This is a genomic window from Alcaligenes aquatilis, from assembly GCF_003076515.1.
Lineage (GTDB): Bacteria > Pseudomonadota > Gammaproteobacteria > Burkholderiales > Burkholderiaceae_B > Alcaligenes > Alcaligenes aquatilis.
On the sequence record NZ_CP022390.1, the window covers coordinates 3,377,020 to 3,403,646 of the forward strand.

General features: G+C 57.0%; 28 protein-coding genes and 1 riboswitch. Of the genes, 12 read left to right on the forward strand and 16 right to left on the reverse strand.

Translation table 11 applies throughout. From position 1 onward, the window contains the following. Window positions 1-37 precede the first annotated feature (37 nt). Window positions 38-562, reverse strand: a complete 525-nt coding sequence (locus CA948_RS15460; RefSeq protein WP_108728473.1) for a gamma carbonic anhydrase family protein — start codon at window positions 560-562, stop codon at window positions 38-40. Between the two features lie 159 nt (window positions 563-721). Beyond that, window positions 722-2,041, reverse strand: a complete 1,320-nt coding sequence (rimO, locus tag CA948_RS15465; protein ID WP_094197881.1) for a 30S ribosomal protein S12 methylthiotransferase RimO — start codon at window positions 2,039-2,041, stop codon at window positions 722-724. A 204-nt stretch (window positions 2,042-2,245) separates the two neighbouring features. Here rimO and rsmB point away from each other — a divergent pair, with 204 nt between their 5' ends. From rsmB to CA948_RS15485, 4 genes are read left to right on the forward strand one after another with little or no spacing between them, the layout of a single operon-like run. After that, window positions 2,246-3,550: a 16S rRNA (cytosine(967)-C(5))-methyltransferase RsmB gene (gene rsmB / locus CA948_RS15470; protein WP_108728792.1), complete on the forward strand. Its 1,305-nt coding sequence runs from the start codon at window positions 2,246-2,248 to the stop codon at window positions 3,548-3,550. A gap of 48 nt (window positions 3,551-3,598) precedes the next feature. After that, window positions 3,599-4,183 carry a DUF4390 domain-containing protein gene (locus tag CA948_RS15475; RefSeq protein WP_108728474.1) on the forward strand — a complete coding sequence of 195 codons (585 nt, stop codon included), beginning with the start codon at window positions 3,599-3,601 and terminating at the stop codon, window positions 4,181-4,183. Beyond that, window positions 4,183-6,519 carry a sensor histidine kinase gene (locus CA948_RS15480; protein WP_203226784.1) on the forward strand — a complete coding sequence of 779 codons (2,337 nt, stop codon included), beginning with the start codon at window positions 4,183-4,185 and terminating at the stop codon, window positions 6,517-6,519. Before CA948_RS15475 ends, CA948_RS15480 begins: the two co-directional genes overlap by 1 nt. A 21-nt stretch (window positions 6,520-6,540) precedes the next feature. Then, window positions 6,541-7,236, forward strand: a complete 696-nt coding sequence (locus tag CA948_RS15485; RefSeq protein WP_108728476.1) for a response regulator — start codon at window positions 6,541-6,543, stop codon at window positions 7,234-7,236. A 112-nt stretch (window positions 7,237-7,348) separates the two neighbouring features. Here CA948_RS15485 and CA948_RS15490 read toward each other — a convergent pair whose 3' ends face one another. Both CA948_RS15490 and CA948_RS15495 read right to left on the reverse strand, forming a co-directional pair. After that, the gene (locus CA948_RS15490) at window positions 7,349-7,840 is read right to left on the reverse strand and encodes a 6,7-dimethyl-8-ribityllumazine synthase (protein WP_094197877.1); all 492 of its coding nucleotides are present in this window, start codon (window positions 7,838-7,840) and stop codon (window positions 7,349-7,351) included. A gap of 98 nt (window positions 7,841-7,938) precedes the next feature. Further along, window positions 7,939-8,081: riboswitch (FMN riboswitch) on the reverse strand. Between the two features lie 104 nt (window positions 8,082-8,185). Continuing rightward, a complete protein-coding gene (locus CA948_RS15495; protein ID WP_108728477.1) occupies window positions 8,186-9,100 on the reverse strand; it encodes a methyltransferase domain-containing protein in 915 nt (304 codons plus the stop codon). Between the two features lie 81 nt (window positions 9,101-9,181). Here CA948_RS15495 and CA948_RS15500 point away from each other — a divergent pair, with 81 nt between their 5' ends. After that, entirely contained in the window at window positions 9,182-9,931 is a 750-nt protein-coding gene (locus tag CA948_RS15500) for a ComF family protein (protein WP_094197875.1), read from the forward strand. Between the two features lie 66 nt (window positions 9,932-9,997). Continuing rightward, entirely contained in the window at window positions 9,998-10,468 is a 471-nt protein-coding gene (locus tag CA948_RS15505; protein WP_108728478.1) for a tRNA (cytidine(34)-2'-O)-methyltransferase, read from the forward strand. Between the two features lie 128 nt (window positions 10,469-10,596). On the opposite strand, the gene CA948_RS15510 is transcribed toward CA948_RS15505, so the two are convergent. The 5 genes from CA948_RS15510 to CA948_RS15530 form a co-directional block, all read right to left on the reverse strand. Further along, entirely contained in the window at window positions 10,597-11,595 is a 999-nt protein-coding gene (locus tag CA948_RS15510; protein ID WP_108728479.1) for a Bug family tripartite tricarboxylate transporter substrate binding protein, read from the reverse strand. A gap of 79 nt (window positions 11,596-11,674) precedes the next feature. Continuing rightward, complete coding sequence (locus tag CA948_RS15515; protein ID WP_108728480.1) at window positions 11,675-12,727, reverse strand: NAD(P)H-dependent glycerol-3-phosphate dehydrogenase; 1,053 nt, start codon at window positions 12,725-12,727, stop codon at window positions 11,675-11,677. Beyond that, window positions 12,727-13,221 carry a protein-export chaperone SecB gene (gene secB, locus CA948_RS15520; protein WP_108728481.1) on the reverse strand — a complete coding sequence of 165 codons (495 nt, stop codon included), beginning with the start codon at window positions 13,219-13,221 and terminating at the stop codon, window positions 12,727-12,729. Before secB ends, CA948_RS15515 begins: the two co-directional genes overlap by 1 nt. 39 nt (window positions 13,222-13,260) lie before the next feature. Continuing rightward, on the reverse strand, window positions 13,261-13,518 hold the full coding sequence (grxC, locus tag CA948_RS15525) for a glutaredoxin 3 (protein WP_009458616.1): 258 nt from the start codon (window positions 13,516-13,518) through the stop codon (window positions 13,261-13,263). Window positions 13,519-13,541: 23 nt separating this feature from the next. Further along, a complete protein-coding gene (locus CA948_RS15530; RefSeq protein ID WP_238988611.1) occupies window positions 13,542-13,820 on the reverse strand; it encodes a rhodanese-like domain-containing protein in 279 nt (92 codons plus the stop codon). Between the two features lie 230 nt (window positions 13,821-14,050). Between CA948_RS15530 and gpmA the strand changes: the two genes are divergently transcribed. The 4 genes from gpmA (at window position 14,051) to CA948_RS15550 (ending at window position 18,834) form a co-directional block, all read left to right on the forward strand. Next, window positions 14,051-14,797 (forward strand): 2,3-diphosphoglycerate-dependent phosphoglycerate mutase, encoded by a 747-nt coding sequence (gene gpmA, locus CA948_RS15535; protein ID WP_094198442.1) that lies wholly within the window; start codon window positions 14,051-14,053, stop codon window positions 14,795-14,797. Window positions 14,798-14,800: 3 nt separating this feature from the next. Continuing rightward, window positions 14,801-16,369, forward strand: coding sequence for a murein hydrolase activator EnvC family protein (locus tag CA948_RS15540; protein ID WP_108728482.1), 1,569 nt, complete (start codon window positions 14,801-14,803; stop codon window positions 16,367-16,369). A gap of 164 nt (window positions 16,370-16,533) precedes the next feature. Further along, on the forward strand, window positions 16,534-18,045 hold the full coding sequence (locus CA948_RS15545) for a S41 family peptidase (RefSeq protein ID WP_162496916.1): 1,512 nt from the start codon (window positions 16,534-16,536) through the stop codon (window positions 18,043-18,045). Between the two features lie 15 nt (window positions 18,046-18,060). Then, entirely contained in the window at window positions 18,061-18,834 is a 774-nt protein-coding gene (locus CA948_RS15550; protein ID WP_108728484.1) for a HesA/MoeB/ThiF family protein, read from the forward strand. Between the two features lie 19 nt (window positions 18,835-18,853). Here the strand turns inward: CA948_RS15550 and CA948_RS15555 are convergent, their stop codons facing one another. Beyond that, window positions 18,854-19,783 (reverse strand): AraC family transcriptional regulator, encoded by a 930-nt coding sequence (locus CA948_RS15555; RefSeq protein WP_108728485.1) that lies wholly within the window; start codon window positions 19,781-19,783, stop codon window positions 18,854-18,856. Between the two features lie 195 nt (window positions 19,784-19,978). Between CA948_RS15555 and CA948_RS15560 the strand changes: the two genes are divergently transcribed. Continuing rightward, complete coding sequence (locus tag CA948_RS15560) at window positions 19,979-21,433, forward strand: aldehyde dehydrogenase family protein (protein ID WP_108728486.1); 1,455 nt, start codon at window positions 19,979-19,981, stop codon at window positions 21,431-21,433. A 6-nt stretch (window positions 21,434-21,439) separates the two neighbouring features. Here the strand turns inward: CA948_RS15560 and CA948_RS15565 are convergent, their stop codons facing one another. The 6 genes from CA948_RS15565 to CA948_RS15590 form a co-directional block, all read right to left on the reverse strand. Next, the gene (locus CA948_RS15565; protein WP_108728487.1) at window positions 21,440-22,165 is read right to left on the reverse strand and encodes a pyrimidine 5'-nucleotidase; all 726 of its coding nucleotides are present in this window, start codon (window positions 22,163-22,165) and stop codon (window positions 21,440-21,442) included. Between the two features lie 3 nt (window positions 22,166-22,168). After that, entirely contained in the window at window positions 22,169-23,065 is an 897-nt protein-coding gene (argB, locus tag CA948_RS15570; protein ID WP_009458643.1) for an acetylglutamate kinase, read from the reverse strand. A gap of 76 nt (window positions 23,066-23,141) precedes the next feature. Next, a complete protein-coding gene (locus CA948_RS15575; RefSeq protein ID WP_094197868.1) occupies window positions 23,142-23,645 on the reverse strand; it encodes a peroxiredoxin family protein in 504 nt (167 codons plus the stop codon). Then, window positions 23,642-24,331, reverse strand: coding sequence for a BON domain-containing protein (locus CA948_RS15580; protein WP_094197867.1), 690 nt, complete (start codon window positions 24,329-24,331; stop codon window positions 23,642-23,644). Before CA948_RS15580 ends, CA948_RS15575 begins: the two co-directional genes overlap by 4 nt. Then, entirely contained in the window at window positions 24,328-24,921 is a 594-nt protein-coding gene (locus tag CA948_RS15585; protein WP_162496917.1) for a phosphoheptose isomerase, read from the reverse strand. Before CA948_RS15585 ends, CA948_RS15580 begins: the two co-directional genes overlap by 4 nt. 188 nt (window positions 24,922-25,109) lie before the next feature. Beyond that, a complete protein-coding gene (locus CA948_RS15590; RefSeq protein ID WP_094197865.1) occupies window positions 25,110-25,568 on the reverse strand; it encodes a YraN family protein in 459 nt (152 codons plus the stop codon). A 34-nt stretch (window positions 25,569-25,602) separates the two neighbouring features. On the opposite strand from CA948_RS15590, the gene rsmI reads away from it, so the two are divergent. Next, window positions 25,603-26,541, forward strand: coding sequence for a 16S rRNA (cytidine(1402)-2'-O)-methyltransferase (rsmI, locus tag CA948_RS15595; protein ID WP_094197864.1), 939 nt, complete (start codon window positions 25,603-25,605; stop codon window positions 26,539-26,541). The last annotated feature ends 86 nt before the right edge of the window (window positions 26,542-26,627 follow it).

Here is a 26,627-nt window from a genome sequence, read left to right on the forward strand (position 1 = left end):
TGGTCTTTCCAGTTAAAAGCAAGTTGAAAAGAAGGAGTTAATCAATGCGTTTCAAGGCCGTTTTGTAGTGGCCACCGCGTTTGGCGTAGATACTGGCGTTTTGGCGCAGCTTGGCAATGTCTTCGTCGCTCAGGGTACGCACGGCTTTGGCGGGTGATCCGATGATCAGGCTGCGCTCGGGGAAGACTTTGCCTTCAGTGACCAGTGCCCCAGCACCGACCAGGCTATCACGACCGATGACGGCGCCGTTCAACACCACGGCCTGAATGCCGATCAACGAGCCTTCACCGATGGTACAGCCGTGCAGCATGGCCTGGTGGCCGATGGTAACGTGCTCGCCAATATCCAGAGGGTAGCCCGGGTCGGTGTGCAGTACGGCACCTTCTTGCACGTTCGAACCTACACCTACGGTAATGGTTTCGTTATCGCCACGGATAACGGCGCCGGGCCAGACGCTAGTGTTTTCTTTCAATACAACCTTGCCAATCAGGGTGGCCTCTGCGGCAACAAAGCTGCTGTTGTCGATTTGTGGGGCGTGTTGATCTAATTGGTAGATAGGCATGAAAGATCCTTGGGTAATGTGCTGGGCTGCCTATGCCTGGATGAGGCGGATGGGCAGAAAGCAAGTGGGCAGGGAAGTTAATGAGGGGCTTGCGTATAAAAGCCAGTGTGGTCATTGTGACCTCACTGGCTTGATCAGGCCATCCGGACTAGCCAGTGCTTAGATCTGTTCACCAAACAAGTCATATTCACTGGAATCCGTAATGCGCACGCGCACCATTTGGCCGGGTTCCAGTTTTTGTTCGCTGGTGATGAAGACGTTGCCGTCAATTTCGGGGGCGTCGGCGCTGGAGCGGCCAACGGCATCGCCGTCTTCGTCGATCTCATCAATCAGCACGTCCATTTCGCGTCCCACTTTGGCGGCCAGACGAGCGGTGGAGATGGCTTGTTGATGCTCCATGAAACGCTCCCAACGCTCTTGTTTGACTTCATCAGGGACGATGCCATCGAGCTTGTTGGCGGAAGCGCCTTCCACGGGGGAGTACTGGAAACAGCCGACGCGATCCAGTTGGGCTTCGGTCATCCAGTCCAGCAGGTATTGGAAGTCTTCCTCGGTCTCGCCGGGGAAACCCACGATGAAGGTGGAGCGGATGGTCAGATCCGGGCAGTCTTGACGCCATTGCTTGATGCGCGACAGGGTGCGGTCTTCAAAAGCAGGGCGCTTCATGGCGCGCAACACGGAAGGGCTGGCGTGCTGGAACGGAATATCCAGGTAAGGCAGCACTTTGCCTTCGGCCATCAGCGGAATGATATTGTCCACATGAGGGTACGGGTAGACGTAATGCAGGCGTACCCAGGCACCTAGTTCGGACAGGGCCGCGCTCAAGTCCAGCATGCTGCTCTTGACGGGGCGGCCATTCCAGAAGCCGGTACGCTGGCGGATGTCCACGCCGTAGGCGCTGGTGTCCTGCGAGATCACCAACAGTTCTTTGACGCCGGCCTTGACCAGGCGCTCGGCCTCGCCCAGGACATCACCGACAGGACGGCTGACGAGCTTGCCGCGCATGGACGGAATAATACAGAAGCTGCAGCTGTGGTTACAGCCTTCGGAAATCTTCAAGTAAGCGTAGTGACGCGGGGTCAGCTTAATGCCTTGCGGGGGCACCAGATCAATATAGGGATTGTGATCCAGCGAGGGCGGCGCGGCTTCACGCACGGCGCGTAGTACCTGCTCGTATTGCTGGGGGCCGCTGACGGACAGCACGGAAGGGTGCACATCACGAATCAGGCCTTCGTCCACACCCATGCAGCCGGTGACAATGACGCGGCCATTCTCAGCCAGTGCCTCGCCGATCGCTTCCAGCGATTCGGCCTTGGCGCTGTCGATAAAGCCACAGGTATTGACCACCACCACATCCGCATTGTCGTAGCTGGGGGTGATCTGATAGCCGTCGGTACGCAGCTGGGTAAGAATTCGTTCGGAATCGACCAGGGCCTTGGGACAACCCAGGCTCACGAATCCGACTTTGGGGGCGCTCATAGAGGGTCCTTCTGGAGCTTGAGGGCTCGAAATTGGGAAATAGGCTTGATTTTACCGTCCCATGCCCGGATGCGTGCGGATCTTGTGCGTTTGAGCCCGGTTTATGCGGTAAATAGTGCTACAGTCGCAGTCATATTTTTCTTTTCTAGCGGTTGTTCTGTGTCCGACACCCCTCTTTCCCCCTCTTTGCCCCTGTCCGAAGTCATGCTGCTGAGCGCGCGCAATATTGAAGGCGTGCTGGCAGGTAAGTCCCTGACTGAAAGTCTGGCGGCCACGCCAGCTTCTGCCCGTGGAGCCGTGCAATCGATCAGCTTTCATGTTTTGCGCCGTCTGGGTCATGCCCGTCAGATTCGTATCACGCTGGTGCCTCGGCAACCCAGCAATACCTGGCTGGACGCCTTGTTAATGGTGTCGCTGGCCTTGCTGGATACGGCCATGCGTGTTCAAGAGGATGCCACGGCCTTTGAAGAGCGCCCGGATGTGCCGGTCTATGCCGTGCATACGGTGGTGGATCAGGCCGTGCGGGCGGCGGACAGTCAGGCCGCACTGCGTTTGTCCAAGGGTTTGGTGAACGGGGTGCTGCGTCGCTTTACGCGTGAGCGCAAGATGATCTTGTCTCAGGTAGAGAGCCGACCCGAAGCACGCTGGAATCATCCTGGCTGGTGGGTCAAGGAATTGCGTCGCGCTTACCCGCGTGACTGGGAAGCGTTGCTACAAGCTGCGAATCGCCCTGGTCCTTTGACCTTACGCGTGAATCAGCGTCGTTGCTCGGTGGAGCGTTTGCAGGCGGTGCTGACCGAAGCAGGTATTGCGTCCAGCAGCCCAGGTGCGGGAGCCGTTACCTTGGACAAGGCCATGCCGGTTCAAGCGATTCCTGGTTTTGATCTGGGCTGGTGGTCGGTGCAGGATTGGTCGGCTCAGCAAGCGGGTTTGCTCTTGCCGGTTCAGGATGGCATGCGCGTGCTGGATGCGTGCGCGGCCCCAGGTGGCAAGACCGCTCATTTGCTGGAACAGGCGGACGTGTCCTTGCTGGCTCTGGACTCCGATGGCGAGCGTCTGGAGCGTGTCGGCCACAACCTGCGTCGTCTAGACCTGGAAAGCGATAAGGTTCAGCTCAAACGGGGTGATGCTGCCCGTCCTGCGCAGTGGTGGGATGGTCAGCCCTTTGATGCCATTTTGGCGGATGTGCCTTGTACCGCTTCAGGTATTGTGCGTCGTCACCCCGATATTCGCTGGTTGCGCCGCGAGTCGGATATTGCCGATACCGCGCGTTTGCAAAGCTCTATACTGGATGCCTTGTGGTCCACATTGCGGCCCGGCGGGCATTTCCTGTATTCGACCTGCTCGATTTTCCCGGCAGAAGGGGAGCAGCAGGTGGAGGCGTTTTTGGCCCGTCACCCTGAGGCGCAGCTTTTGGATTCTCCCGGCCAGATTTTGCCCGGTGTTGCGGGACGATCGCTGGCAGATGGCGACGGTTTTTTCTACGCCTTGTTTACGCGCCCGGTTTGACTTGTCACAATTAGGGCTCTGACTTTGTCCTTTTTGCGGTTAATCACGATGTGGCGCGTTTTTCTGTCTTTTCTGCTGATTTTCAACTGCGCACTAAGCTCGGCCAATACCATGGTGCCGGTCGCTACGTCGGGAGAGCGGGTCGTCAAGGTCGAGCCTCATATCCGGGACGAAAAACTGTATATCGATGCTGATATCGAGTTTGAGCTAAGCCAGGAATTGCGCACTGCTGCCGAGAAAGGGGTGCCGCTGTATTTCACGGCTGAAGTGGAGCTGGCCCAACCCCGCTGGTATTGGTTTGATAAAAACGTTGTTAAAGAACAACAGACTTGGCGGGTTGTGTACAACGCCCTGACCCGTCAGTGGCGCGTGGGCACTGGTGACCTGTCTTTACCCGAATCCTCCATGAATGACGCATTGGCCATGCTGCGGCATATCCGCGGCTGGGCCGTGGCGTATGTGGCGGATCTGGACCGCGACCAGGAATACCAAGGTCGTGTGCGTCTGCGCCTGGATACCTCTTTGCTGGCTCGTCCGTTTCAAGTGGATGCCATCAATAGTTCTGCCTGGACACTGGCTACCCCATGGAAAACCTTTTCCTTTTCCGTCTCCGTCGACGAGCCCCAACCTTGATCCGCTGGATCTTGCGCACCGCTCTGTTTGGAGCGGGTGTCAGTGCGTTGGCGCTGTTTTCACTTCTTGTCTGGTCTACCGGCAATGCTTCGCGCTACGCGCAGCAGTATGACTTGCTGCTGGTGCTCAATGGCGTATTGGCCGCCACCCTGATTTCCTGGGTGCTGTTACTGACGATTCGTCTGTTCAGGCAAATACGTCGACGTCAGTTTGGTGCCCGCATGACGGCGCGTTTTGCCTTTTACTTCACCTTGATCGGCATTATTCCGGGTGCCTTGATTTATCTGCTCTCGGTGCAGTTCATGTCGCGCTCGATCGAGTCCTGGTTCAACGTGCGGGTGGATACGGCGCTGGAGTCGGGTTTGAGCCTGGGCCGTGCCGCCTTGGATTCACAGCTCAATGAGCTGGAAGGCCGTGCCAATGAAATGGTGTCGGCGCTGAACAAGGCAGATAGCGCGCAGTACAGCAGCCTGCTGATTTCCTTGCGCGAGAACAGTGGTGTCACTGAGGCGATGGTGTTCTCCGGCAATGGCCGTTTGATCGCCTTTTCGTCAGCTCGTTATGACACCTTGCTGCCGGACATGCCGCCGTCCAGCGTAATGAATCAGTTGCGTATTTCGGGTCGTTACTCTGCAGCCGAGGTGGATGATGATGCTCCAGTGCGTGACAATGGTCTGGATGAGGGCGGAGTGCCGGCAGAATCGACCGGTTTGCGTTTGCGTACGGTTTTGCCGCTAGCCGATCCCAACCGTTTTGCAGCAACCTTGAGCGGTACGGCTGACTCGCGCTGGCTGCAGGTGATTCAGCCTGTGCCGGACAAGATTGCACGTAATGCCAATCAGGTACAGCAAGGGTTTCGGGACTATCAGGAGCTGGCCTTGTCTCGTCAGGGCTTGCGCAAGCTCTACGGTATTACGCTGACGCTGGCCTTGATTCTGGCGGTGTTTACGGCTGTGGCAGCGGCCTTGGCTTTGTCGCGTCGCCTTACCCGTCCATTGTTGACGTTGGCCGCCGGGACGCAAGCGGTAGGGGTAGGGGATTACCGGGCTTTGCCTGAGCCGCCCGCCAAGGATGAAGTTGGCCAGTTGACGCGCTCTTTCAATGCCATGACCCGACAGCTGGATGAAGCGCGCCGCATGGTCGAGAAAAATCGTCTGCAGCTGGAGCGCTCCAATATGTACCTGGAGTCGGTGCTCAGCAACCTGTCCAGTGGTGTGCTGGCTTTTGATGAGATGTTCCGCGTCACCATGTTCAACCAGGGGGCGCAGCGCATTTTGCAGGTGGACTTGCGCTCTATTAAAGGTCGTCCGCTGGAAACGCTGGAAGGGGCGCTGACTTTTGCTTCCGTGATTCGTGAGGCTTTTTCCACGCATCAGGCGATGGGTTCAGACCATCCTTACTGGCAGCAGCAGTTTGAATTGGAAATGAAAGAAGGTAATGAAGCGCGTGATACTATCGTCACCGTTTTGGCTCGTGGTACTTTGTTGCGTGTAGATGGTCAGCCAACCGGATATCTGGTGGTGTTTGACGATATTACCGACGTGATTTCCGCCAGCCGTCTGGTGGCCTGGAGCGAGGTGGCTCGACGTCTGGCACACGAGATCAAGAACCCCTTAACACCGATTCAGTTGTCTGCCGAACGTCTGGCCATGAAACTGGAGTCGCAGTTGGACGAAGTCCATGCTGCCATGTTGCTGCGCTATACCAATACCATCGTCAACCAGGTCAGTTCGCTGAAAAAGATGGTGGAAGATTTCCGTGAGTATGCCCGTAAACCCGCTACCCAGATGCAAGCGCTGAATCTGAACGAGCTGATTACCGAAGTGCTGACCTTATATGGTTGGGACCCGGAGGAAGGCATGGTCCGGGACGATGGTTATAGTGTGGCGATTGATGTGGAGCTGGATCCTGATTTGCCGATGGTGCAAGGAGATCCCACGCAGCTGCGTCAGGTTATTCATAATCTGCTGGCCAATGCGCGTGAAGCGGCAGCCCAGGATCAATCACTTGACCAGGCGCATGTATTTGTTAAAACCATGATTGCGGGCGTAGAAGGTTCCGATTCTTCTGGTGCGGTCAGTTTTGTGGTGTCAGATAACGGGCCTGGTTTTGATCCTCAGATGCTGGTGCGCGTTTTTGAGCCATACGTAACCACCAAGCCCACCGGCACGGGTCTGGGACTTGCTATAGTTAAGAAAATCATCGAGGAGCACGGCGGCAGAATCGATGTTTCCAATCGTCGTGAGGGGGGGGCTCGCATTTCCATCCTCTTTACCCGGCTTGCTGGCCAGCATATTCGTCTGGACTCTGGGCGGCGAGCAAACGATAATGCGTAAAAATCACGTAGGTGACGTTTTATGGCCAGAATTCTGGTAGTTGATGACGAAATCGGCATTCGGGAACTTTTGTCGGAAATTCTTTACGACGAAGGGCACACCGTGCAATTGGCAGAAAATGCCGCCCAGGCTCGCGAGGCACGCTTGCGGGGCCGTCCCGATCTGGTCTTGCTGGATATCTGGATGCCAGACACTGACGGTGTCAGCCTGCTCAAGGAGTGGGCATCTCAAGGCTTGCTGGATATGCCTGTGGTCATGATGAGCGGCCACGCCACGGTGGATACCGCAGTGGAAGCAACCCGCATTGGTGCAGTGGACTTCCTGGAAAAACCCATCACCATGCAGCGCTTGCTCAAGACCGTAGCTTCGGGTCTGGAGCGTACTGTGGCTCCCAAAGCGCTGGCTGCCGCGGCCCGCCCGGTGGTTCAAGGTGGTGATCGTCGCCCAGAGGCCACGACAATGGTTCCTGGCATGGCGCCTGCCATGGCCGTGCCTGAAGTAGAACAGGACGAGTCCCAGCTAGGCAGCATCTCCTTGGATTTGCCATTGCGCGAAGCGCGTGACGAATTCGAGCGCATTTATTTTGAATATCATCTGCGCCGCGAGAATCACAGCATGACGCGGGTATCGGAGCGTACCGGGCTGGAGCGTACCCACTTATACCGCAAGCTTAAACAGTTGGGGATAGACTCGTCGCGCAAGCGTAACCAGTCTTGATACAGTAGTTACCAAATGCATGGCCAGCAAGCTTCTGGCCAGCCTTGGCGCTGCGGGTAAAGCAGCCCAAGGGGTTAGGGATTGAGGCGGCCTCTTCAGGCCGCCTTGCCGTTTAGACAGCGGCGACGGATGCCGCAGGCAGCACCTGCAACTTGCTCACGGTATCCAGGCACGTACGGGCTGCTTCCTGGCCCTTGATCACAAAGTGACGATGGAAGTAATCGTGGTGCTCTTTGCCATCATGGAAATGGTGCGGAGTCAGCACGACTGAAAACACAGGCACGTTGGTGCTGAGCTGGACTTGCATCAAGCCTTGGATCACAGCGGTAGCCACAAAGTCGTGGCGATAGATACCGCCATCCACGACCAGACCCGCTGCCACAACAGCAGCATACTGACCTGATTGGGCCAGACGTTGTGCATGCAGCGGGATTTCAAAGGCGCCGCCCACTTCAAAGAAGTCGACCAAGCTGCTGTCGTGGCCCATGGCTTTGACTTCGTCGATAAAACCCAGGCGGGCCTGATCCACAATGTCCTTGTGCCAGCAAGCTTGAATAAAGGCGATACGGGGAGCCAGAAGATTGGCTGGGGTAATGCTGTTCATGTTGGTTTCCTGTTTTATGACAACAAAAACAGGGCATGCAGGAAGCAGGATAGCTCAAGCCCATAGCAGGATGAGTCCTGTACAGGTCGTTGAGGATATCCCGTTCTCTCTTTATCCGGACTATACCGTCGGCCCCGGAATCACACCGGGTCTGCTGTCCCTGACCACAGGTCAGGCGCTCGCGGGCTAGGCTAGTGCCATTACCGCCGGTGGGGACTTGCACCCCGCCCTGAGAACATAGTTAGCCAGCTTGGCCAACCGCAAAAGTGTACCCCTAAACCTTTTCTTTGTCAGAGAAGGTCTGAAATAGATGGGGTGCTACTGGAATATGCCTGGTAGCGGAATTTATTCCTGGGGTTTGGGGCGGCGGCTGATTGTGGAGATTGGCACGCTGACCTCGCCCAAGGTGCTGCGACGGCTGCGGGCGCGCCAGGCGTGTCCGTAGGCAATTTCCAGGCTTAGATGCAAAGTGCCATCCATATGGCGCTGTTTTTCCAGCGCATTGAGCAGGCGTTGACGCCAGGGCAGCGTGCTCAAGCTGGCCTTGCGTTGAGGGTGTGGATTGCCGCCCAACAGACGCAAATCATCCAGCAGTTTTTCAGCGCTGCGATAGGTCAGGGTCACGACTTCTTGATCCATCACAGGGTCAGCAAAGCCGTTTTCCAGAAGCAGGTCGCCAAAGTCGTGCATGTCCACGAATTCCAGCGTTTTGGTGCCTAAATCGGCTTGTTCCATGGCGCTGCGCAGCTCGGAAAAAGAGCCGGGGCCCAGGCAGGAGAACATGACCAGCGTTTCGGGTTTTAGCAGACGGTTCCATTCGGCCAGAACCCGATGCGGTTCCGGATGCCAGTGCAACGCCATATTTGACCAGACCAGCTCCTGGCTTTCTGCGGGCAGGCCACTATGGGCCATATCGGCCTGAACCCAGTTAGCTGCCGGTGTGGGCTGATTACGCAGTTTTTGCCACAGGCTGGGTTTGGATTGGTAACGCTCTCGGGCGACCTCTAGTAGCTTGGCGCTGCGATCCAGACCGGTATAGCTCATGTCCGGGTAGCGAGAGCGCAGGGGCTCCAGTGCGTGGCTGGCGCCACAGCCAGCATCCAGAATATGAGTGGGTTGCAAACGTACCAGGGCCAGCCGTGACAACATCCGTTGCGCGACTTCACCATAAAGAAACTGAGCGTGATCCAGAGGAGCGCGGCGATTGAATTGCTGCTCTACGTGGGCGGAGTTGATTGGTAAAGATGGTAACTGGGACATAGTTGCGCGGACGTTGCTGGCCTGGCTCAGCGGGATGTGCTGTGATCGGATCAGCCTGACTCTCAAAGGTAATGATCTATTATGGCGCATCCCCTGTTTCGGCGCGAGTCGCCCCATCGCCTTGTAGGGATTCCATTGCTGGCACGACCGTGTGTGTTGTGTGGATTACGTTCACAAAGCGGCGCACTGTGCCGTTTTTGCCGACATGCGCTGGCAACACCTGCCCAGGATTTACGCTGTCCGCGTTGCGCCTTGGCGTTGCCACCCTTGGCCTTGTTGGCCTGTCCGGATTGCGGAGCAGGGCAATTGTCCCTGCAAGCGACGGTTGCCGGATTTGACTATGAACATCCTGGCGATATGTTGATACATGCGTTTAAAATTTCCCGTCGGCTGGAAATGGCGGCGGTACTGGCTGAGCTGATGGTGCAGCAATGGCACCGTTACGGTCCTGGGCTGGGGCCGGATTGTCGGGTAATTCCAGTGCCCTCGCAACGTCGTGCTTTGCGCCGTCGTGGTTTCAATCCTGCCGCTGTGTTGGCCAAGCGTGTGGCGCATGCTTTGGGCTTGTCAGCCCGTTTGCATATTGTCGTGGCGCAGCCACGGCTTGAACAAGCCCAGAAGTTTTTGGGACGACAGGCTCGCAGGCAGGCCATGCGAGGCGCTTTTAGGGTGCTGGAGCCGCTGCAAGGGGGGGACGTGCTGCTGGTGGATGATGTGCTCACCACCGGAGCGACCTTGGATGCGCTGGCGCGAGCTTGCCGGGTGGCTGGTGCACGGTCAGTTTATGCCTTGGTTGCTGCCCGTGCCCCCTGGAAATTGAAGCTCCCCTAGCCCTGTATACTGCGCCGCTGATGCGCGGCTTTTTCGGCATTCTTTTCTGCACTTTTTAGGTTTTTCATGTTTCATATCGTCCTGGTTTCGCCCGAGATCCCCCCCAACACGGGTAACGTCATTCGACTGGCGGCTAATACGGGTTGTGTCCTGCATTTGGTGCGGCCCTTGGGTTTTGAGCTGGAAGACAGCAAACTGCGTCGTGCCGGGCTGGATTATCACGAGTGGGCGCAGGTGAAGGTACATGACAGCCTGGAAGAAGCCTTGCAGGCCACGGGCTCTGCGCCTGATCGTGCGTTTGCCCTGACCACACGCGGCAGCCATTTGCTGGCCGAGCAATGCTTTCAGCCAGGTGATGTGTTTGTGTTTGGCCGTGAAACTGCAGGCTTGTCTGCAGAACAACTAGAGCTGTTTCCCAACGAACAACGAATTCGTCTGCCCATGTTGACGGGGCAACGCAGCTTGAACTTGTCCAATGCCGTGGCGATTTGCGTTTTTGAGGCCTGGCGGCAAGCGGGTTATGAAGGTGGTGTTTAAACAAGCGGATGCTTGTCACGAAAAACGCTGATTTATGCGTATCGGTTTTCCGTTGAAAGTTTCAAAGCAAACGGCCCTGCAAACGATGAGTTCGCAGGGCCGTTTTTTTTTGAATCCCGTTACCAGTGTTATTCCAACGATAGATTCAGACGTTCAATCACTTCATCCCAACGGGCTTTGTCGGCAATGATTTTGTCCGTCAGCGCTTGCGGTGTGGAGGGCTCGGATGAGAAGTAAAAGGCGTTCAATTTGGCCTTGATATCCTCGCGTTGCAAGATCGTTGTAATTTCCTGGTTCAGGCGTTTGACCACATCATCCGAGGTGTTGTGGGGGACGAAGAAAGCATCCCACGAGATAGCCTCGAAGTTTGCCAAACCGGCTTGTGTCATGGTCTTCAGACCGGGTAACAGTTCGCTGGGTTGCAGGGATGTCACGGCCAGGGCTTTCACTTTGCCGGCCTCAACCTGGGGCATGGCAATGCCCGGCACCATGAAGGCAGCGTCAATGTCACCACCAATAATGGCGGTCAGGATTTGTGGGAAGCCCGAGTAGGGGATTTGTTCCAGCTTGATGTCAACAGCATGTTCCAGCATGGCCATAGCCAGGTGGGCTGAGCTCCCGGGGCCCACCGAACCGTAGTTCAATTCGCCGGGCTGAGATTTCGCCAGGGCGATGAATTCTTCTACTGTGTTGGCGGGTGAGTCAGCAGGAACGATCAGTACGTTCGGGCTGGTGCCAATCATGGAGATAGCCTGTAAGTCTTTCAGCGGGTCGTAACCCAGCGAGCTCTTGTACAGGGTGGGGGCCGTCACCATGGGGCCATTGATGGTTAGCAGCAGGGTGTAGCCGTCGGGTTTGGCATGTGCCACAAAGCGTGTGCCGATATTGCCACCTGCGCCAGGACGGTTGTCAACAATCACCGTTTGGCCCAATGCTTGAGACAGGGGCTCGGAAATGGCACGGGCCAGCGCGTCAGGCGAGGAGCCGGCTGGGAAGGGCACTACCATTTGAATGGGACGCTCGGGCCAACTGGATTGGGCCAGAGCCGAGGGTGCCAGCAAACCAGTGCAGGCCAGCCCCAGAACGGAGCGGATTAGAAGATCACGAGAACGAGCAAGCAATGACATTGTTTTGATTTTGAGTAAGAGACGGTTGACCGCAGGTCTGACCGCGTGGGTAGGATGCCAGATCGGCAGGCGGACGGTATCAGTGGCCTTCTGGCTTGGCCTCGCGGGTTAACAAGGCGTGGACCGCTTCGCTTGGAGGCAACTGCTCAAACAGGATTTGACAGACCGCTGAGGTAATCGGCAGTTCAATCTTGTGCGCCCGGCCCATTTCCAGAACCGAACGAGCACAGCGCACTCCTTCAGCGGTGATGCCGGTGGCCAGGATGCTGTCCAGGCTTTGACCGGCACCCAGCGCCAGTCCCACCTGGCGGTTGCGGGACAATTCGCCCGTGGCTGTCAGGACCAGATCTCCCAGACCTGCCAGCCCGGAAAAAGTCTCTGCTTGTCCGCCCAGCGCAACACCCAGGCGCTGCATTTCAGCCAGACCTCGGGTAATCAGGGCAGCACGGGCGTTGTGGCCCAGGCCCAGTGCGTCGGCAATGCCACAGGCAATGGCCATGATGTTTTTGACAGCGCCGCCCACTTCCACGCCGATCATGTCGGTGCTGGTGTAAAGACGCGCTTGTTTGCCATGCAAGGCCTCCAGGGCAATGCCAGCCATATCAGCAGGTTCGCAAGCCAGTGTCAGGGCAACAGGCAGGCCTTTGGCCACTTCCAGGGCGAACGAGGGGCCAGAGAGGACGGCACGGCCTAACCAAGGATGGTCGGGCAGGTTTTCACGCACAATCTGGTGGGGTAACAAGCCGCTTTCCTGATGGAAACCTTTACACGTCCAGACCAGCAAGACGGGGTGGCGGCGTGTGGCAGGCAGGTACTGCGCCAAATCCACACAGGTTTGCGCCAGACCACGTACAGGCACGCCCAGAATCAGCAGGGCAGGGCCGGTGTCATCAGCCAGGGCAAACTCCATGACTTGCTGCAGGCTGTCGCTAGCCTGCAACGAGTCGGGCAGCACGACATCAGGCAGGTAGGCAGGGTTACGATGCTCCTGCCCGATAGCTTGTGCTGTTGCTGCCTTGCGCGCCCACACCATCGTGGGAGCCTGGGTGCTGGCCAGGGCGGCCAGTGCCGTTCCCCAACTGCCGGCGCCCAGGACTGCGACACGAACAGGAGTGTGCGCGCTTGACATCATCAGGCCTGCAAAGGCTGGCCGTCAGCTTGGTCGGCACCTTGTTGCTGCGCCAGGCGCTGCTCGTACAGGGACTGGAAGTTCACTTCAGTCAGGTGCAGGGCAGGCAGGGAAGTGCGGTTGATGGCGTCAGCCATGGCAGCGCGCAAGTAGGGGTACAGCATGGTGGGGCACACAATGCCCAGCAAGGGTTCGAGCTGTTCTTCAGGAATGTTGGCAGCTTCGAAGATACCGGCTTGGGTGGCTTCCACCAGGTACATGACCTTGTCGCCAATGCGAGTGGTCACCGTAGCGGTGACGGTGCTTTCGTAGACTGTGTCAGCCAGACGTTGGCCACCCACATTGATGGACACTTCCACGGAAGGGGCCTCTTGCTCCAGAAAGATCTGGGGCGCATTGGGCATTTCGATGGACAGGTCTTTGATGTAGGTGCGCTGCAGGCTGAAGCTGGGTTGTTGAGCTTCTTGTTCAGCGGCTGGGGTGTTCTGGTCGGCCATGGGTGATCCTATGGGGTAAAAAAATTGTTAGAAAAAAAATCAGGCAGCCAGCAGAGGCAGCAGGCCACCTTCGCGGTCCAAAGCGGCCAGATCATCGTAGCCACCTACATGGGTGTCGCCAATGTAGATTTGGGGAACGGTACGCCGACCGGTGCGCTCCATCATGAGAGCGCGCTGTTCGGGTTCACGATCAATCATGATTTTATTGATTTCAGTGACGCCGCGTTGCTTGAGCAGCATTTCAGCGCGCACACAATAAGGGCACACCATTGTGGAGTACATCGTGACTTTTGCCATGAGAGCCTCGTAGAAGGGGGAGCTTACGATTTTTTGACGGGCAGACTGGACTGCAGCCAGCCTTGGATGCCGCCTTGCAGTGTGTAGGCTTCGGTGATGCCGTGCTTGCGCAGGACGGCCACGCTGCGCGGGGCGCTGCGCCCGGTATCGCACACCAGAATGACGGGCTTGTCTTTGGGCAGCGTGCCGGCCTTGGCGTCAAGGTCAGCCGCAGGAATGTTGCGAGATTGTGCAATTGCCCCGGCCTTGAACTGATCGGCACTGCGCAGATCAATCAAAATGGCGTCTTTCTGGTTTACCATTTGTACCGCTTCCGAGCTTGAAACTGCGCGTCCCGCACGGCCTTTGAAAAAGCTGGGTATTAACAGCATAATGCCGGCAAGCACCGCAATTGCTAAAATTAGAAGATTGTTCTGACTTAAGATGAAGTCCACGTTAAATCCTGTTGATTACCAAGAAAAGCAAGAAAAAAGGGCAAGATCACACGATTATAGAGTGGCGCCAATTTTTCAACCTCGAGGCTGTTTTTACCATGTATAAACTTGTACTGATGCGGCACGGCGAAAGCCAGTGGAACCTGGAGAACCGGTTTACTGGCTGGACCGATGTCGATCTTACCGAAACCGGGCGTCAACAGGCAAAGCAGGCCGGTGAACTGCTTAAAGAAAACGGTTTTGAGTTCGACCTGGCTTTCGCTTCGGTCCTCAAGCGCGCTATCCGTACCTTGTGGATCGCCCTGGATTCGATGGACGCCATGCACACCCCCGTGGGTTTGAGCTGGCGCCTGAACGAACGCCATTATGGTGCTTTACAAGGCTTAAATAAAGCCGAAACCGCACAAAAGTACGGAGAGGATCAAGTCTTGGTCTGGCGTCGTGCTTACGCGATTGCTCCTGATCCAGTGGCTGAGGACGATCCACGCAACCCGCGTTTTGATGCCCGCTACGCCCGTGTACCCGCCGATCAACTGCCGCGCACCGAGTGTCTGCAAGACACCGTGGCCCGCGTCGTTCCTTTCTGGGAGGAGTCCATCGCTCCTGCTATTCGCTCCGGCCGGCGCGTTTTGGTCACGGCTCACGGCAACAGCCTGCGCGCGCTGATCAAGCATCTGGATGGAATCTCCGACGAGGATATCGTTCATCTGAACATTCCTACCGGCCAACCTCTGGTGTACGAGCTGGATGAAAACTTGCGTCCGATCCGTCATTACTACCTGGGCGACCAGGAAGCGATTGCGGCTCAGATGCAAGCCGTTGCCAATCAGGGCAAGGCGCAGTAAATAATGTGGCGCTACAGCGTCTGCCTGTTGCTGGCAGCCTGGGCCTTACCGGCCCTGGCTGCGGATCCGGACTTGGCTGCCCGTCAGGCCCAGGCTCAAAAGCAGCAGGCAGAGCTGCGCCAGAAAATTGAATCGCTGCGTAAGTCGATCGACACCCGCGAAAGCTCGCGTCGTGATGCTGCCAATGCCTTGCGCGAATCCGAGCAGGCTATTTCCGATATCGACCGCACGTTGGCTCAGATCGAGCAGCGGCAAGAGCAATTGCACCAGCAACTGGGCACACTGGGCAAACAAATCAGCGAACAGCAAGTGATCAAAGAGCAACGTCAGCAGGAGCTGGCCGAGCAATTGCGCGCGCAATATGCCAACGGCGTCTCGCCTTGGTCCGCCCTGCTGTCGGGCGATGATCCCAACGCCATTAACCGCGAACTGCATTATCTGGGTTATGTCTCGCGTCAGCAGACTGAACAGGTTCATAAGGTACGCCGCACCGTAGAGCGCCTGGACCGCTTGCAGACCCAGGTTGCGGCGCGTGAAAAAGAGCAGGAAAAGCTGGCCACAGAAGCCGCTGCCCAAAAGGTGGCCTTAGAAGAGCAGAAAGAAAAACGGGCCAAGGTGGTGGCTGATATCAGCGCTGAACTGGAACGGCAGCGTGGTCAGGCTGCGAATCTGCAAAGTAATGACAAACGGCTGGGGGATTTGATCTCCGGTCTGGAAACTGAAATTGCGCGACAGGCTGAGTTGGCCCGTCGCGCTGAAGAACAACGCCGACGTGAAGCCGCGCGCCGTGCAGAACAAGCGCGTAAAGCCGAGCTGGCACGTCAGCAAGAGTTGCAGCGCAAAGCCCAGCAAGAGCAGGCTGACCGTGAACAGGCGCGCCTGGAACGCGAGCGGGAGTTGTTGGAGCGGGCTCGGGCCACACAACCGCCTCTGCCTGCGGCCTTGCCACGCAGCAAACCGGAACCTGCCGAGCCACAACAGCCAGAACCCGTCATTCCGCGGCCACCGCTGACCTATACGCCGCCAACTGCGAACGAGCGTTTATGGTCAGATAGTCTGGATGCTTCGTCCGAGCCTAGTGAACCGATCAGCAAACCGGTCGCCCCAAAAGTGCGTGAAGTTCAGGTCGTTGAAGAGCCTGCCGAGCAGGTTTCTGCCCCAGCTTTGGAACCAGAAGGTGGCTTCCAGGGTCTGAAACGTGGTTTGCCTTATCCGGTACGTGGTGAAATGCAAGGCAAGTTCGGGGCAGAGCGCCCCGATGGTGGCGTTTGGCGCGGCGTTGTGTTGCGCGCACAGGCAGGCACCACCGTTCGTGCGGTGGCCCCGGGCCGTGTGGTCTTTGCCAACTGGATGACCGGCTTTGGTAATTTGCTGATTATCGATCATGGTCGTGATTACTTAAGCGTCTATGCCTATAACCAGAGCACGCTTAAGCAAGTAGGCGATATTGTGGGACGTGGAGAGCCTGTTGCGCGGGTGGGAGCCACTGGCGGGCAGGTTGAACCCGGCCTGTACTTTGAGTTGCGCCATCAAGGCAAGCCCATTAATCCGCAGGTTTGGCTGGGTTCCTGAGCCGCTTTTTTTTCTGGCGTTTACTTTTGCTCGCATTTGTTGCGCCGGGTAGCGACTCCAGCCCAGTTCACGCTGGTCGCCACTTTACGCTACTCTTATAATGCATGGTCGGGTCAGCTCCGGGAGGTGGCCCCGTCTTGAATCTGAAAATAATGGGAATGTGCATGAGCACTCGAAGGATTGGCAGCATTGGTCTAGTGGCAGCAGGTGCTGTGGGCGGTATTTTGATCAGCCTGGGCATTACTGCGGTCGCTCAACGCGGCGAGCCATTGCCTTTGCGCGAACTGCAGCAGTTCGCCAATGTGTTCGCTGCCATCAAGAACACGTATGTGGAGCCTTTGACGGATCAGACCTTGGTCAATAACGCAATCAAAGGTTTGTTTACCGATCTGGATCCCCACTCGGCCTATCTGGATGCCGATGCTTTCAAGGAAATGGAAGCCATGACTCAAGGCGGCTTTGGCGGCCTGGGCATTGAGATTGGCAGCGAGGACGGGATGCCCAAAGTCATCTCGCCTATTGAGGATACGCCTGCCGCGCGCGCCGGTATTCTGGCGGGCGACATCATTACGCACATCAATGGCAAACCCACCAAGGATTTGAGCCTGAACGATGCCGTCAAACAGATGCGTGGTGAGCCGAAAACATCGATCAAGCTGACGATACGCCGTGCTGGCCGCGACAAGCCATTGGAATTCAACCTGGTGCGCGATGTCATCAAGGTGCGCAGCGTGCGCTCCAAGATGTTGGCTGATGACGTAGCCTACGTGCGCATTGCCCAGTTCCAGGAACGCACGGCTGCGGATCTGATCAAGCAATTGTCCGAAGTCCACAAAGGCCCGGGCGCACCGAAAGGCTTGGTAATTGATCTGCGTAACGACCCCGGTGGTTTGCTGGAAAGCGCCATTGGCGTGTCTTCCGCCTTCCTGGACTCGGGAGACCTGGTGGTGTCGACCAAGGGTCGCATTCCTTCGTCCAATCGCGAGTATTACGTTAAATCCATGCAATCCGTACTGGGCGAGCTGGATACGGACGCCGATGTTCTGAAGAAGCTGGATTGGCTCAAGAACGTGCCGATTGTGGTTCTGGTGAACGTAGGTTCGGCCTCGGCATCGGAAATTGTGGCCGGGGCGTTGCAAGACCACAAACGCGCCACCATTATTGGTAACCGCACCTTCGGCAAGGGCTCGGTGCAAAGTGTTGTTCCTCTGTCCGAGGAGTCGGGCCTGAAACTGACGACTGCCCTGTACTACACGCCTAACGGCACGTCCATTCAGGTAACGGGCGTACAGCCAGATGTGGTGGTGGACGATACCGCTCAGGGTAATTTGTTCCGTCTGCCGCGTGAAGTGGACTTGAAGCGCCACCTGCTCAACAGCAAGGTGGACGAAAGCGCCGAAGCAGATCAGCCTGATCTGGGCATGAGCCCAGAGTTCAAAATGTTTGAATTTGGCGGTGACGACGACTTCCAGTTGCAACAGGCACTGAATCATTTGGCTGGCCGTCCTGTGATCAAAAATGATCCAGCGAAAGTAGCTGCGGCCAAGCAAGCGGCTGCCAAGCGTGAAAAGGAAGTAGAGTCCGAGTCGCCAGAAAAAAAAAGTCCCCTGAATCAGCAACCCAGCGTTGAGCGGTTCCGAATCACCCCCAAGGGGCTCGAACCGGTAAACCCGTAAACACAGGTTCTTGACGTGGAAGATCAGCAATTACTGCGCTATGCGCGGCATATTCTGCTCGATGAATTCGGGGTAGAAGCGCAGGAGCGGATTCTGGCTTCCCGCATCCTGGTTGTTGGAGCCGGGGGGCTGGGTTCCCCCGTGGTGGCTTATTTGGCTGCTTCGGGTGTGGGCTCCATCATTCTGGTGGACGATGACCAGGTGGAACTGAGCAATCTGCAGCGTCAGATTGCTCACACCACGGATCGCCTGGGCTGGGACAAGGTTGAGTCCGCCAAGCTGCATATCGAGCAGCTCAATCCCGAAGTGAAGGTCACGCCTGTCGTTCAACGTCTGGACGAAGCGGGCTTGATGCATTGGGTTCAGCAAGTGGACCTGGTGCTGGATTGCTGCGACAACTTCGCCACTCGCCATGCCATCAACCGTGCCTGCGTGGCACTGCGTAAACCTTTGGTGTCCGGTGCGGCGATTCGTTTTTCGGGCCAAGTCAGTACCTATGACTTGCGTCAGCCCGAGGCTCCTTGCTACCACTGTCTGTTTCCCGAAGCCGATGATGTCGAAGAACTGCGCTGCGCCACCACAGGCGTTCTGTCGCCTTTGTTGGGCATGGTGGGTAGCGCACAGGCGGTGGAGGCCTTGAAGCTGTTAGGTGGCTTCGGAGAGCCCTTGGTGGGGCGTTTGTTAAGTGTGGATGCTTTCAATATGAATTGGCATACCGTACGTTTCCGCAAAGACCCGGCATGCCCGGTATGCGGTTCAGCGGCCATTGAGCACACTGATCACGCCTGATCTGTTTTTGATCGCTGCTTCACGACTCCAGGCCATGACCATAAAAATGGCCTGGCGTGATATCAAAGCGTCGTCGAAACTGGCGGTGAAAGTAGGACAGATCCGAAAAACCCACTGAATATGCTACTTGCGCCACCGTGCTGGATGGTGTCTGGCGCAGCAGTTGTGCGGCTGCTTCCAGCCGCAGTTGCATCAATTGGGCGGTAAAAGTGGTCCCCTTGGCTTTGAACAGCGCCTGGGTGGTGCGCGGCGCCATGCCAAGGTGTTCGGACAAGGCCGCAATATTCAAGGTGGAATCGCTCAGCCGGTCAGACAGGTAGGCCAGCGCATCTTCGTACCGTGCCGTGCTTGGATCAAGCGGGGCCGAGCGTCTTTCGTTAATGCTCATGACCAGCAAGTCGCGCAGGCAACGCCAGGCCTGATTATGCTGATTTGCCCGCAAACTGTCGGCAGATAGCAAAAAGCCTTGTAGATAGTGCTCCAGCAAGTGCAGGCTGGCGCCAGGGGCCAATGGCTGGGCGACCACATCATTCAAAGGGCCGGTATAGGGCAGCAGCCCATCCAGTGGCAAGCGCAGCGTAGTCATGGTGACCTCGTCCACAAAATCCAGTGTGAAGGGGCTGTTGCCCACATTCAAGCTTAAGCTGCCCGCCGGCAACCACTGTTCGCGCCCGTTCTGAATCAGGCGGCAGTGGCCTTGCTGATGCACATTCAAGAACAACCAGGGCTGGTCCGTTTGCGGCCTGCCCGTGCTGACCCGATAAGGTTGCGCGGTCAGCCGGTTGATCGCCACTTCCCCCAGGCGTTGCGAGCGCAAGGTGCCACGAAAGTTCTGTCCGTAACACTGTGTTTGCACGTGCTGGAAAGACTGCGAAATGGCTTGGGTCCAGAGCTTGGCGCTTTGTCCGGGAGGCAAAGCCTGCGTGTCCCAGTGATAGTTCGTGCTCATGCGGTTTTTTCCGTCTTCTGCGTCATTGTCCAGATTGGGCTGCGCCCCAGTCCACGACACAGAGAGGCAATCGGCTCAAGAATAGTATCTAAGACAGTACTGCATGGTGAGCTATGGCGCACCTCGGTGGCTATCGGGTTTAACCATGAAGGGTGCCCAAAGCGCACCTGGAGACAATACAGGAAAGGAGCAGTCATGACAGAGCAGCTAAAGCAGATCTACCCCTACATCAACGGACAGGCCTGGCAATCAGAAGGTCAGTTGCATAAGGATCTGGTGAATCCTTACACGGGCAAAGCGCTGGCACGTGTTTTCCTTGCGACCAAGCAGGATATTGAAGAAGCGCTGGCCAGTGCAGAACGTGCACAGCGTGTCTGGGGCAAGATGCTGGCCCGTGAACGTGAAGCCATCTTGTGCCGTGCGGCCGACATTGTGGAACGCCGCCGCGACGACATCGTGCGTGTGCTGATTGAGGAGGGCGGTAACGTCTTTGGTAAGGCCATGTTCGAGTGCGATTACATCGTCAGTACCTTCCGTATTGCCGCAGGTCAGACTCGCGATATTCGGGGTGAAACCATGCCTTCGGACCTGCCTGGCCGTATTTCCATGAGCATTCGTCGCCCCTTGGGGGTGGTTGCCGGGATTGGTCCTTTTAATGCACCTCTGTTGCTCAATGGCAAGAAACTGGCTCCTGCACTGGCTGCGGGCAACAGTTTCATTCTGAAGCCTTCGCCGCACACGCCTATGGCTGCGCTGATGTTTGCAGAGATTCTGGAAGAAGCGGGCCTGCCCCCAGGTGTGTTGACTGTGCTGCTGACTACGGACGAAGCCTTGGGTGATACCTTGTTCTCCGATCCGCGCGTCAAGCTGGTGACCTTCACGGGTTCGGCTCGTGTGGGCCGTATCCTGGCAGATCTGGCTGGCCGTCATCAAAAGCGTATTGTGCTGGAGTTGGGCGGTAAAAGCCCGGTGGTGGTGCTGGACGACGCCACGCTGGACTACGCCGTGCGTTCCGCCGCTTTCGGCATTTATTTCAACCAGGGCCAGGTGTGCATGGCGAACTCGCGCATTATTGTGGAGCAGGGCATTTACGATGCGTTCTGCGAAGCCTTTGCCAAGCAGGTTGCCCGCATTCCTACTGGTGATCCCGCTTTGCCGAAAACGGCCGTTGGCCCGTTGATCAGTTCTGAACAGGCCGATTTTGTGCAGGCTCATATTCAGGATGCCGTCTCCAAGGGCGCAACTTTGCTGGCAGGTGGTGGCCGGGAAGGCAATGTGATTCAGCCCACCGCCTTGTGCGATGTCACTCCCGACATGAACCTGTACTACGAAGAGACCTTTGGCCCTGTGGCTGCCATCTACAAGGCTCGTGACTACGAGCATGCCCTGGAAATGGCCAATGACACTTCCTATGGCCTGTCTTCCGCAATTCTGACCAATGATCTGCAAAAGGCCATGGATTTTGCCGAACGCATCGAGGCAGGTTCGGTTCACATCAATGACAATTCCTTTGATGATGATCCGAACGCGCCTTTTGGTGGCTTCAGGGACAGTGGCTACGGTAAGGAAAATGGCCGCTACTCGATTGCGGACATGACGGAACTGAAGTGGGTCACTATCCAGCAAGGGGAGCGCCAACTGGCGTTCTAAGTCACCTCAGAGGCGTGGCCAGTTCTTGACCAGTTGCGCGATGCGGTTGATGCGATGGTCTACATATGGGCTGCGTCCATGATACAGAGCGCTGAACGGGGTGCCCGCGTTATAGATATGGATGGTTTGCATCCCTAGCTGGCGGGCACTTTTCAGATTGCGTAGCGTATCTTCGACCAACACGATGTCACGGGCCTGGGATTTCAGCACGGCCAGCGCCTGCTTCATCAGCGCCTGGGAGGGCTTGGGTCGATAGCGGCCTTGTAGCTGCATATGTTCAATAGCCCACAACCCATCAAAAACGGGCAGTAGATTCAAGGCTTTCAAGACACGCTGTGCGTACTCCAGCGGAGCGTTGGTCAGCAGCAGCTTATAGCCCGGTAGACGACGCAATTGATGGGCCAGACCGGGTTCAGCACTGATCAGAGACGGTACATCAAAGTCGTGAGCGTGTTTCAGGAAAGTGGCCGGATCTGCTCCATGATGACGTTGCAGACCAATCATGGTGGCGCCGTACCGCTTCCAGTATTCCAGACGCAAGCGGTCGGCCTCGTCCATATTCACACCCAGCGTTTGCGCCACGCCGATGCGCATGCGCCCATCAATCGCCTGGAAAATGCCTTTGGAGGCATTGTGCAGGGTGTTATCCAGATCAAACAGCCAGATGGTTTCATCTGGCTGGCAGGCTGACAAAGGCCGCGCCCAGGAATGGGCACGGATAGGAGCGCGCACGGATTAGTGCGAGCTGATCATGGTGCCAACACCACGGTCAGTCAGGATTTCCAGCAACAGGCAGTGGGGGACACGGCCGTCGATGACATGTACGGAGTTGACGCCATTGCGCGCCGCATCCAGGGCCGAAGAGATTTTGGGCAGCATGCCGCCGGAGATCGTGCCATCAGCAAACAGTTCATCAATGGTCTGGGCCGACAGACGGCGCAACAGTTGACCAGCCTTGTCCAGCACACCGGGGGTGTTGGTCAGCATGACCAGTTTTTCAGCGCTAAGCACTTCAGCCATCTTGCCGGCCACCACGTCGGCATTGATGTTGTAGGCTTGGCCGTCCTCGCCGTAACCAATGGATGAGATCACAGGGATGAACTGATCGTCCTGCAATGCTTTGACTACTTCAGGCTGGATGCTTTCAATATCGCCCACAAAGCCAATGTCCAGCAGCTCGCCAGGATGCTCGGCATCAGGCAGCATTTTCTTGGTGACGCGAATCATACCGCCGTCTTTACCGGTCAGACCTACGGCCTTGCCACCGGCTTCATTGATCATCATCACGATGTCTTGCTGTACTTGCCCGCCTAGCACCCACTCCACCACTTCCATGGTTTCTGCATCGGTGACGCGCATGCCTTGAATGAAGGTACCTTCTTTGCCCACCCGCTTGAGAGCGTCATTGATCTGGGGACCGCCACCGTGCACCACAACGGGGTTCAGGCCAACCAGCTTGAGCAAGACGACGTCATGGGCAAAGCTGCGCTGCAACGCTTCTTCTGTCATGGCATTGCCACCGTATTTGATGACAACGGTCTTGCCGTGGAAACGACGAATATAAGGCAGGGCCTCGGACAAAACTTCTGCTTTGACGGTCGAGGAGTAATTCTGCGAATCTGTGGTGCTCATTGATGCGCTCACTTGAAGAAAACCCGGGTCCACTGCTGGTACCCGGGGTTATGTGGCTGGGGGCAGAAACAGGTTTTTAGCTGCTGGCCAGGGCTTTTTCGACGGTGGCAATGAATTCCTGCTTGTCGTAGTTACCCAGGTAGCGCTTGATGATGTGGCCCTGTTTGTCGAGTAAAAAGGCAGTAGGAGTCAGACGGACATCCCCAAAAGCCTTGGCGATTTCGCCCTTGTCGTCATGGACAACCGTGAACGGCAGTTGGCGGGATTGGGTGAAGTTGCGCACGTAATTAATGGGGTCGTGCTTCATGGCCACAGCCACAATATCAAAGCCTTTACTGGACAAGGCATTGAAGTTCTCGATGTTGTCGGGCATTTGCGCCACACAGGTGGTGCAGTCCGTGGCCCAGAATTTCACCAGGACGACTTTGCCCTGCAAGTCTTTGGTTTCAAAGTGCTTGCCATTCAGGTCGGTAAAGGCGACATCGGGAGCGCTGGCCTTGGAGCTGCTACCGGACATGGTCCAGACGCCCAGACCCACGGCGATGGCCACAACAAAGGCAATGATGACTACTTTTTTCATTGGACGGGCATAACTTCTACAGAAGAGGCGGGTGCAGGGGCCGTTTCAGAGGCCTCTGTGCCAGAGCTGGTGCTTGGCTGTGTATTGGTGCTCAAGGGCTGCGCCAGGCTTTCAGCGCTGATGTAATCGAAGAGCTTGGCGACTTTGTTCACGCCAGGCACGCTGGAGGCTGCAATCGCAGCACGCTCACCTTCTTCGCGTGTGACACGGCCCAGCAGGTAGACCACGCCGCGCTCGGTGGTGGTGGAAATCGTGCGACTGGGTACGTCTTTGGCGTTTAGCAAAGCCGTGCTGACGCGGGTGGTGATCCACGAGTCGTTCGAGCGTACGCTCAGCGGGGTTGGTTCGCCGACACGCAGTTCGTTGACCACGCGTGTCACTTTATCGACTTTGGACACCAGACGGGCGGCTTCTTCCTTGTCCGCCTGGGTGGGGACATCACCGGTCAGCAGGGCCACTCCGGCGTAAGACGTTGTGTTGATGCGGCCTTCCTTGTTTTCCAGCAGGCGGCGTGTTTCTGCGCCCGCTTTCATGACAATAGCTTTGTCTTCGACTTGTTCGCCCGTGGTACGGCGGTCGGTAGCGACAACGGCGGTTGTGGCAGCGGCGCCGCCCACTACCAGCAGACCGCAACCGGTCAGGGTGGTGCTGGCCAGTAAGGCGGCCAGAATCAAACGGTGTTTCATAGTGGATCTCCGAGCAGCAGCGCATCAATGCCATCGCACATGGCGTGCAACAGAACAATATGTACTTCCTGAATGCGCATGGTTCGATCGTGCGGTACGCACAGATGGATGTCGGTATCCGAGAGCAACTCAGCGATTTGTCCGCCGCCTTTACCGGTCAAGGCAATAATGACCATATCGCGTTCGCGAGCTGCCTCAATGGCACGGATGACGTTTGGCGAATTGCCGCTGGTTGAGATGGCGACCAGAATATCGCCAGTCTGGCCCAAGGCGCTGACCTGGCGTTCAAAGATACTGTCAAAGCCATAGTCATTACCCACTGCCGTCATGATAGAGGTGTCGGTATTCAAGGCAATGCCAGCCAAGGGCAAACGGTCGCGCTCAAAGCGGCCCACCAGCTCTGCAATAAAGTGCTGGGCATCGGCTGCTGATCCGCCGTTTCCGCAAGCCAGAATCTTGCCGTCGTTGGCCAAGGTGGCAAACAACAGCTCTACAGCGGCGGCCAAAGGTTCGGCCAGTTCGCGTGTGCTGGCTTTGAGAGTATCGACGGAATCGTCGAAATGCGAAGTCATTAAGGCGATAAGGTCCATAGCGCGCATTATCGCACGGAGAATTTCCCTGTGGGGCAGGCAGATCGTGTCATGTTGAAAAAAACGCCACGGTATTGAAACCAGATGCTGTAAGCAGGCCGAATCAGGAGGCTGTAGTTGGTGTTTTTCTGTATGAGACTGTGTGCCTGCTGGAGAGTTTCACCAAGGCCAGGCCGCTGTCCCGTGACTTAGCTTTGCTCAAAGGCATTGTGGATCCAGGTCAGGGTGTCGTCTTCAATGGCAATGACGTCAAAACGGCAAGCGGGCAGCTTGCCCTGGAAATAGCGCTGGCATAGTGTTGGCAGCCATTGTTGTGCTGTCAGGATCAAGCGCCGTTGCTTGTCCCGGTTTACACTGGCAAGCGCCCCTCCGTAGCCCTTGTGATTGCGTTGGCGCACTTCCAGAAAGACAAGATGATTCTGGTGCCACAGAACCAGGTCAATTTCCCCAAAGCGAGTACCCAGTTGACGAGCCAGAACGCGGGCGCCGTGGGCGGTGACATGATCGCAGGCTCGTTGTTCGGCCTGATCGCCGCTTTCCTGGCTGGACGAACGCAGTGGTTTTTCCTTTCTGGCGGCAGGACGACTACGCCGCCTGCGCCGCAATTGCCGGTTTTGAGCCTGGCGAGCGTATTCAAAGGGATTCATAGGAACACATGAAGATGAACAAGCAGGATCGAGCATGAGCGATACCGAAAACCGAACAGGGAATGCCGGCGTCTGGCAAAGCATGATGGACAAGGTGCAAGGCCAGGTCTGGCCGCAGTCTTGCCTGTACGTAGTGGCCACGCCCATTGGCAATATGGGAGACCTTAGCCTGCGCGGCTGGCAGGCGCTGGAACTGTGCGACATTATTGCGGCAGAGGATACGCGGGCTACGCGTCCTTTTTTGCAGGCCTGGGGCATACAAACACCCTTGATGGCTGCACATCGTCATAACGAGGCGCAGGCGGCTCAAGCCATTATCGAGCGTCTGGAGCAAGGGCAACGAGTGGCTTTGGTGTCGGATGCAGGCGCGCCCGCTGTCAGCGATCCTGGCGCCCGCGTAGTGCGCTCGGTGCGTGAGGCAGGTTTTCAGGTAGTACCGCTGCCCGGAGCATCGGCTGTTATTACCGCCTTGATGGGCAGTGGCGCGACCAGCGATGAGAACCCCGCTTTTGCCTTCGCCGGTTTCATGCCGCCTAAAACGGTGGCGCGTCGCAAGTGGCTACAGCATTGGTCCAGCCTGGGTATGCCGGTATTGATGTTTGAGTCCCCTCACCGTTTGCGAGCCAGTTTGCGTGATATGCAAGAGGTGTGTGGGCCGGAGCGTGAGCTGACGTTTGCACGTGAACTGAGCAAGCGCTTCGAGCAGATTCATACCGTGCCTTTGGGGCAGGCCTTGGCCTGGCTAGATGAAGACAGCCATCGAGAGCAGGGCGAGTTTGTTCTTATTTTGCATGATGCGGTGCGAGAAGTGGACGAGGATGCGCCTGCGCTGGATGCCACTACAGAGCGTTGGATGAAGGCGTTGCTGGAACAGGTCTCGCTGCGTGACGCTGCCCGGATCGCCAGCCAGGCGACCGGAATTGCTCGTGATGTTCTGTATGCCTGGGGTTTGGCCAATTCGCCCAAGGACTAGGATGATTGGGTTTCAGGCCTTCATGCTGCTCCGATAGATCACGATGAACAACGGACAGCTTGAACTGGCTATCGTATTTCGCCATG

What these genes read in the sequence shown, in the direction of transcription:
- secB (WP_108728481.1), bottom strand. Translation starts at nt 13,221, where the DNA reads ATGGCCGACCAGAACACCCCAGCCGCTGAACAAGAAGCTCAACAACCC.
- CA948_RS15580 (WP_094197867.1), bottom strand. Translation starts at nt 24,331, where the DNA reads ATGAAACACCGTTTGATTCTGGCCGCCTTACTGGCCAGCACCACCCTG.
- CA948_RS15505 (WP_108728478.1), top strand. Translation starts at nt 9,998, where the DNA reads ATGTTTCATATCGTCCTGGTTTCGCCCGAGATCCCCCCCAACACGGGT.
- CA948_RS15510 (WP_108728479.1), bottom strand. Translation starts at nt 11,595, where the DNA reads ATGTCATTGCTTGCTCGTTCTCGTGATCTTCTAATCCGCTCCGTTCTG.
- CA948_RS15560 (WP_108728486.1), top strand. Translation starts at nt 19,979, where the DNA reads ATGACAGAGCAGCTAAAGCAGATCTACCCCTACATCAACGGACAGGCC.
- CA948_RS15460 (WP_108728473.1), bottom strand. Translation starts at nt 562, where the DNA reads ATGCCTATCTACCAATTAGATCAACACGCCCCACAAATCGACAACAGC.
- CA948_RS15545 (WP_162496916.1), top strand. Translation starts at nt 16,534, where the DNA reads ATGAGCACTCGAAGGATTGGCAGCATTGGTCTAGTGGCAGCAGGTGCT.
- CA948_RS15485 (WP_108728476.1), top strand. Translation starts at nt 6,541, where the DNA reads ATGGCCAGAATTCTGGTAGTTGATGACGAAATCGGCATTCGGGAACTT.
- CA948_RS15500 (WP_094197875.1), top strand. Translation starts at nt 9,182, where the DNA reads ATGGCGCATCCCCTGTTTCGGCGCGAGTCGCCCCATCGCCTTGTAGGG.
- gpmA (WP_094198442.1), top strand. Translation starts at nt 14,051, where the DNA reads ATGTATAAACTTGTACTGATGCGGCACGGCGAAAGCCAGTGGAACCTG.
- CA948_RS15575 (WP_094197868.1), bottom strand. Translation starts at nt 23,645, where the DNA reads ATGAAAAAAGTAGTCATCATTGCCTTTGTTGTGGCCATCGCCGTGGGT.
- CA948_RS15555 (WP_108728485.1), bottom strand. Translation starts at nt 19,783, where the DNA reads ATGAGCACGAACTATCACTGGGACACGCAGGCTTTGCCTCCCGGACAA.
- CA948_RS15515 (WP_108728480.1), bottom strand. Translation starts at nt 12,727, where the DNA reads ATGATGTCAAGCGCGCACACTCCTGTTCGTGTCGCAGTCCTGGGCGCC.
- rsmB (WP_108728792.1), top strand. Translation starts at nt 2,246, where the DNA reads ATGCTGCTGAGCGCGCGCAATATTGAAGGCGTGCTGGCAGGTAAGTCC.
- CA948_RS15590 (WP_094197865.1), bottom strand. Translation starts at nt 25,568, where the DNA reads ATGAATCCCTTTGAATACGCTCGCCAGGCTCAAAACCGGCAATTGCGG.
- CA948_RS15495 (WP_108728477.1), bottom strand. Translation starts at nt 9,100, where the DNA reads ATGTCCCAGTTACCATCTTTACCAATCAACTCCGCCCACGTAGAGCAG.
- CA948_RS15490 (WP_094197877.1), bottom strand. Translation starts at nt 7,840, where the DNA reads ATGAACAGCATTACCCCAGCCAATCTTCTGGCTCCCCGTATCGCCTTT.
- CA948_RS15475 (WP_108728474.1), top strand. Translation starts at nt 3,599, where the DNA reads ATGTGGCGCGTTTTTCTGTCTTTTCTGCTGATTTTCAACTGCGCACTA.
- CA948_RS15540 (WP_108728482.1), top strand. Translation starts at nt 14,801, where the DNA reads ATGTGGCGCTACAGCGTCTGCCTGTTGCTGGCAGCCTGGGCCTTACCG.
- rsmI (WP_094197864.1), top strand. Translation starts at nt 25,603, where the DNA reads ATGAGCGATACCGAAAACCGAACAGGGAATGCCGGCGTCTGGCAAAGC.
- CA948_RS15585 (WP_162496917.1), bottom strand. Translation starts at nt 24,921, where the DNA reads ATGGACCTTATCGCCTTAATGACTTCGCATTTCGACGATTCCGTCGAT.
- CA948_RS15530 (WP_238988611.1), bottom strand. Translation starts at nt 13,820, where the DNA reads ATGGTAAACCAGAAAGACGCCATTTTGATTGATCTGCGCAGTGCCGAT.
- rimO (WP_094197881.1), bottom strand. Translation starts at nt 2,041, where the DNA reads ATGAGCGCCCCCAAAGTCGGATTCGTGAGCCTGGGTTGTCCCAAGGCC.
- grxC (WP_009458616.1), bottom strand. Translation starts at nt 13,518, where the DNA reads ATGGCAAAAGTCACGATGTACTCCACAATGGTGTGCCCTTATTGTGTG.
- argB (WP_009458643.1), bottom strand. Translation starts at nt 23,065, where the DNA reads ATGAGCACCACAGATTCGCAGAATTACTCCTCGACCGTCAAAGCAGAA.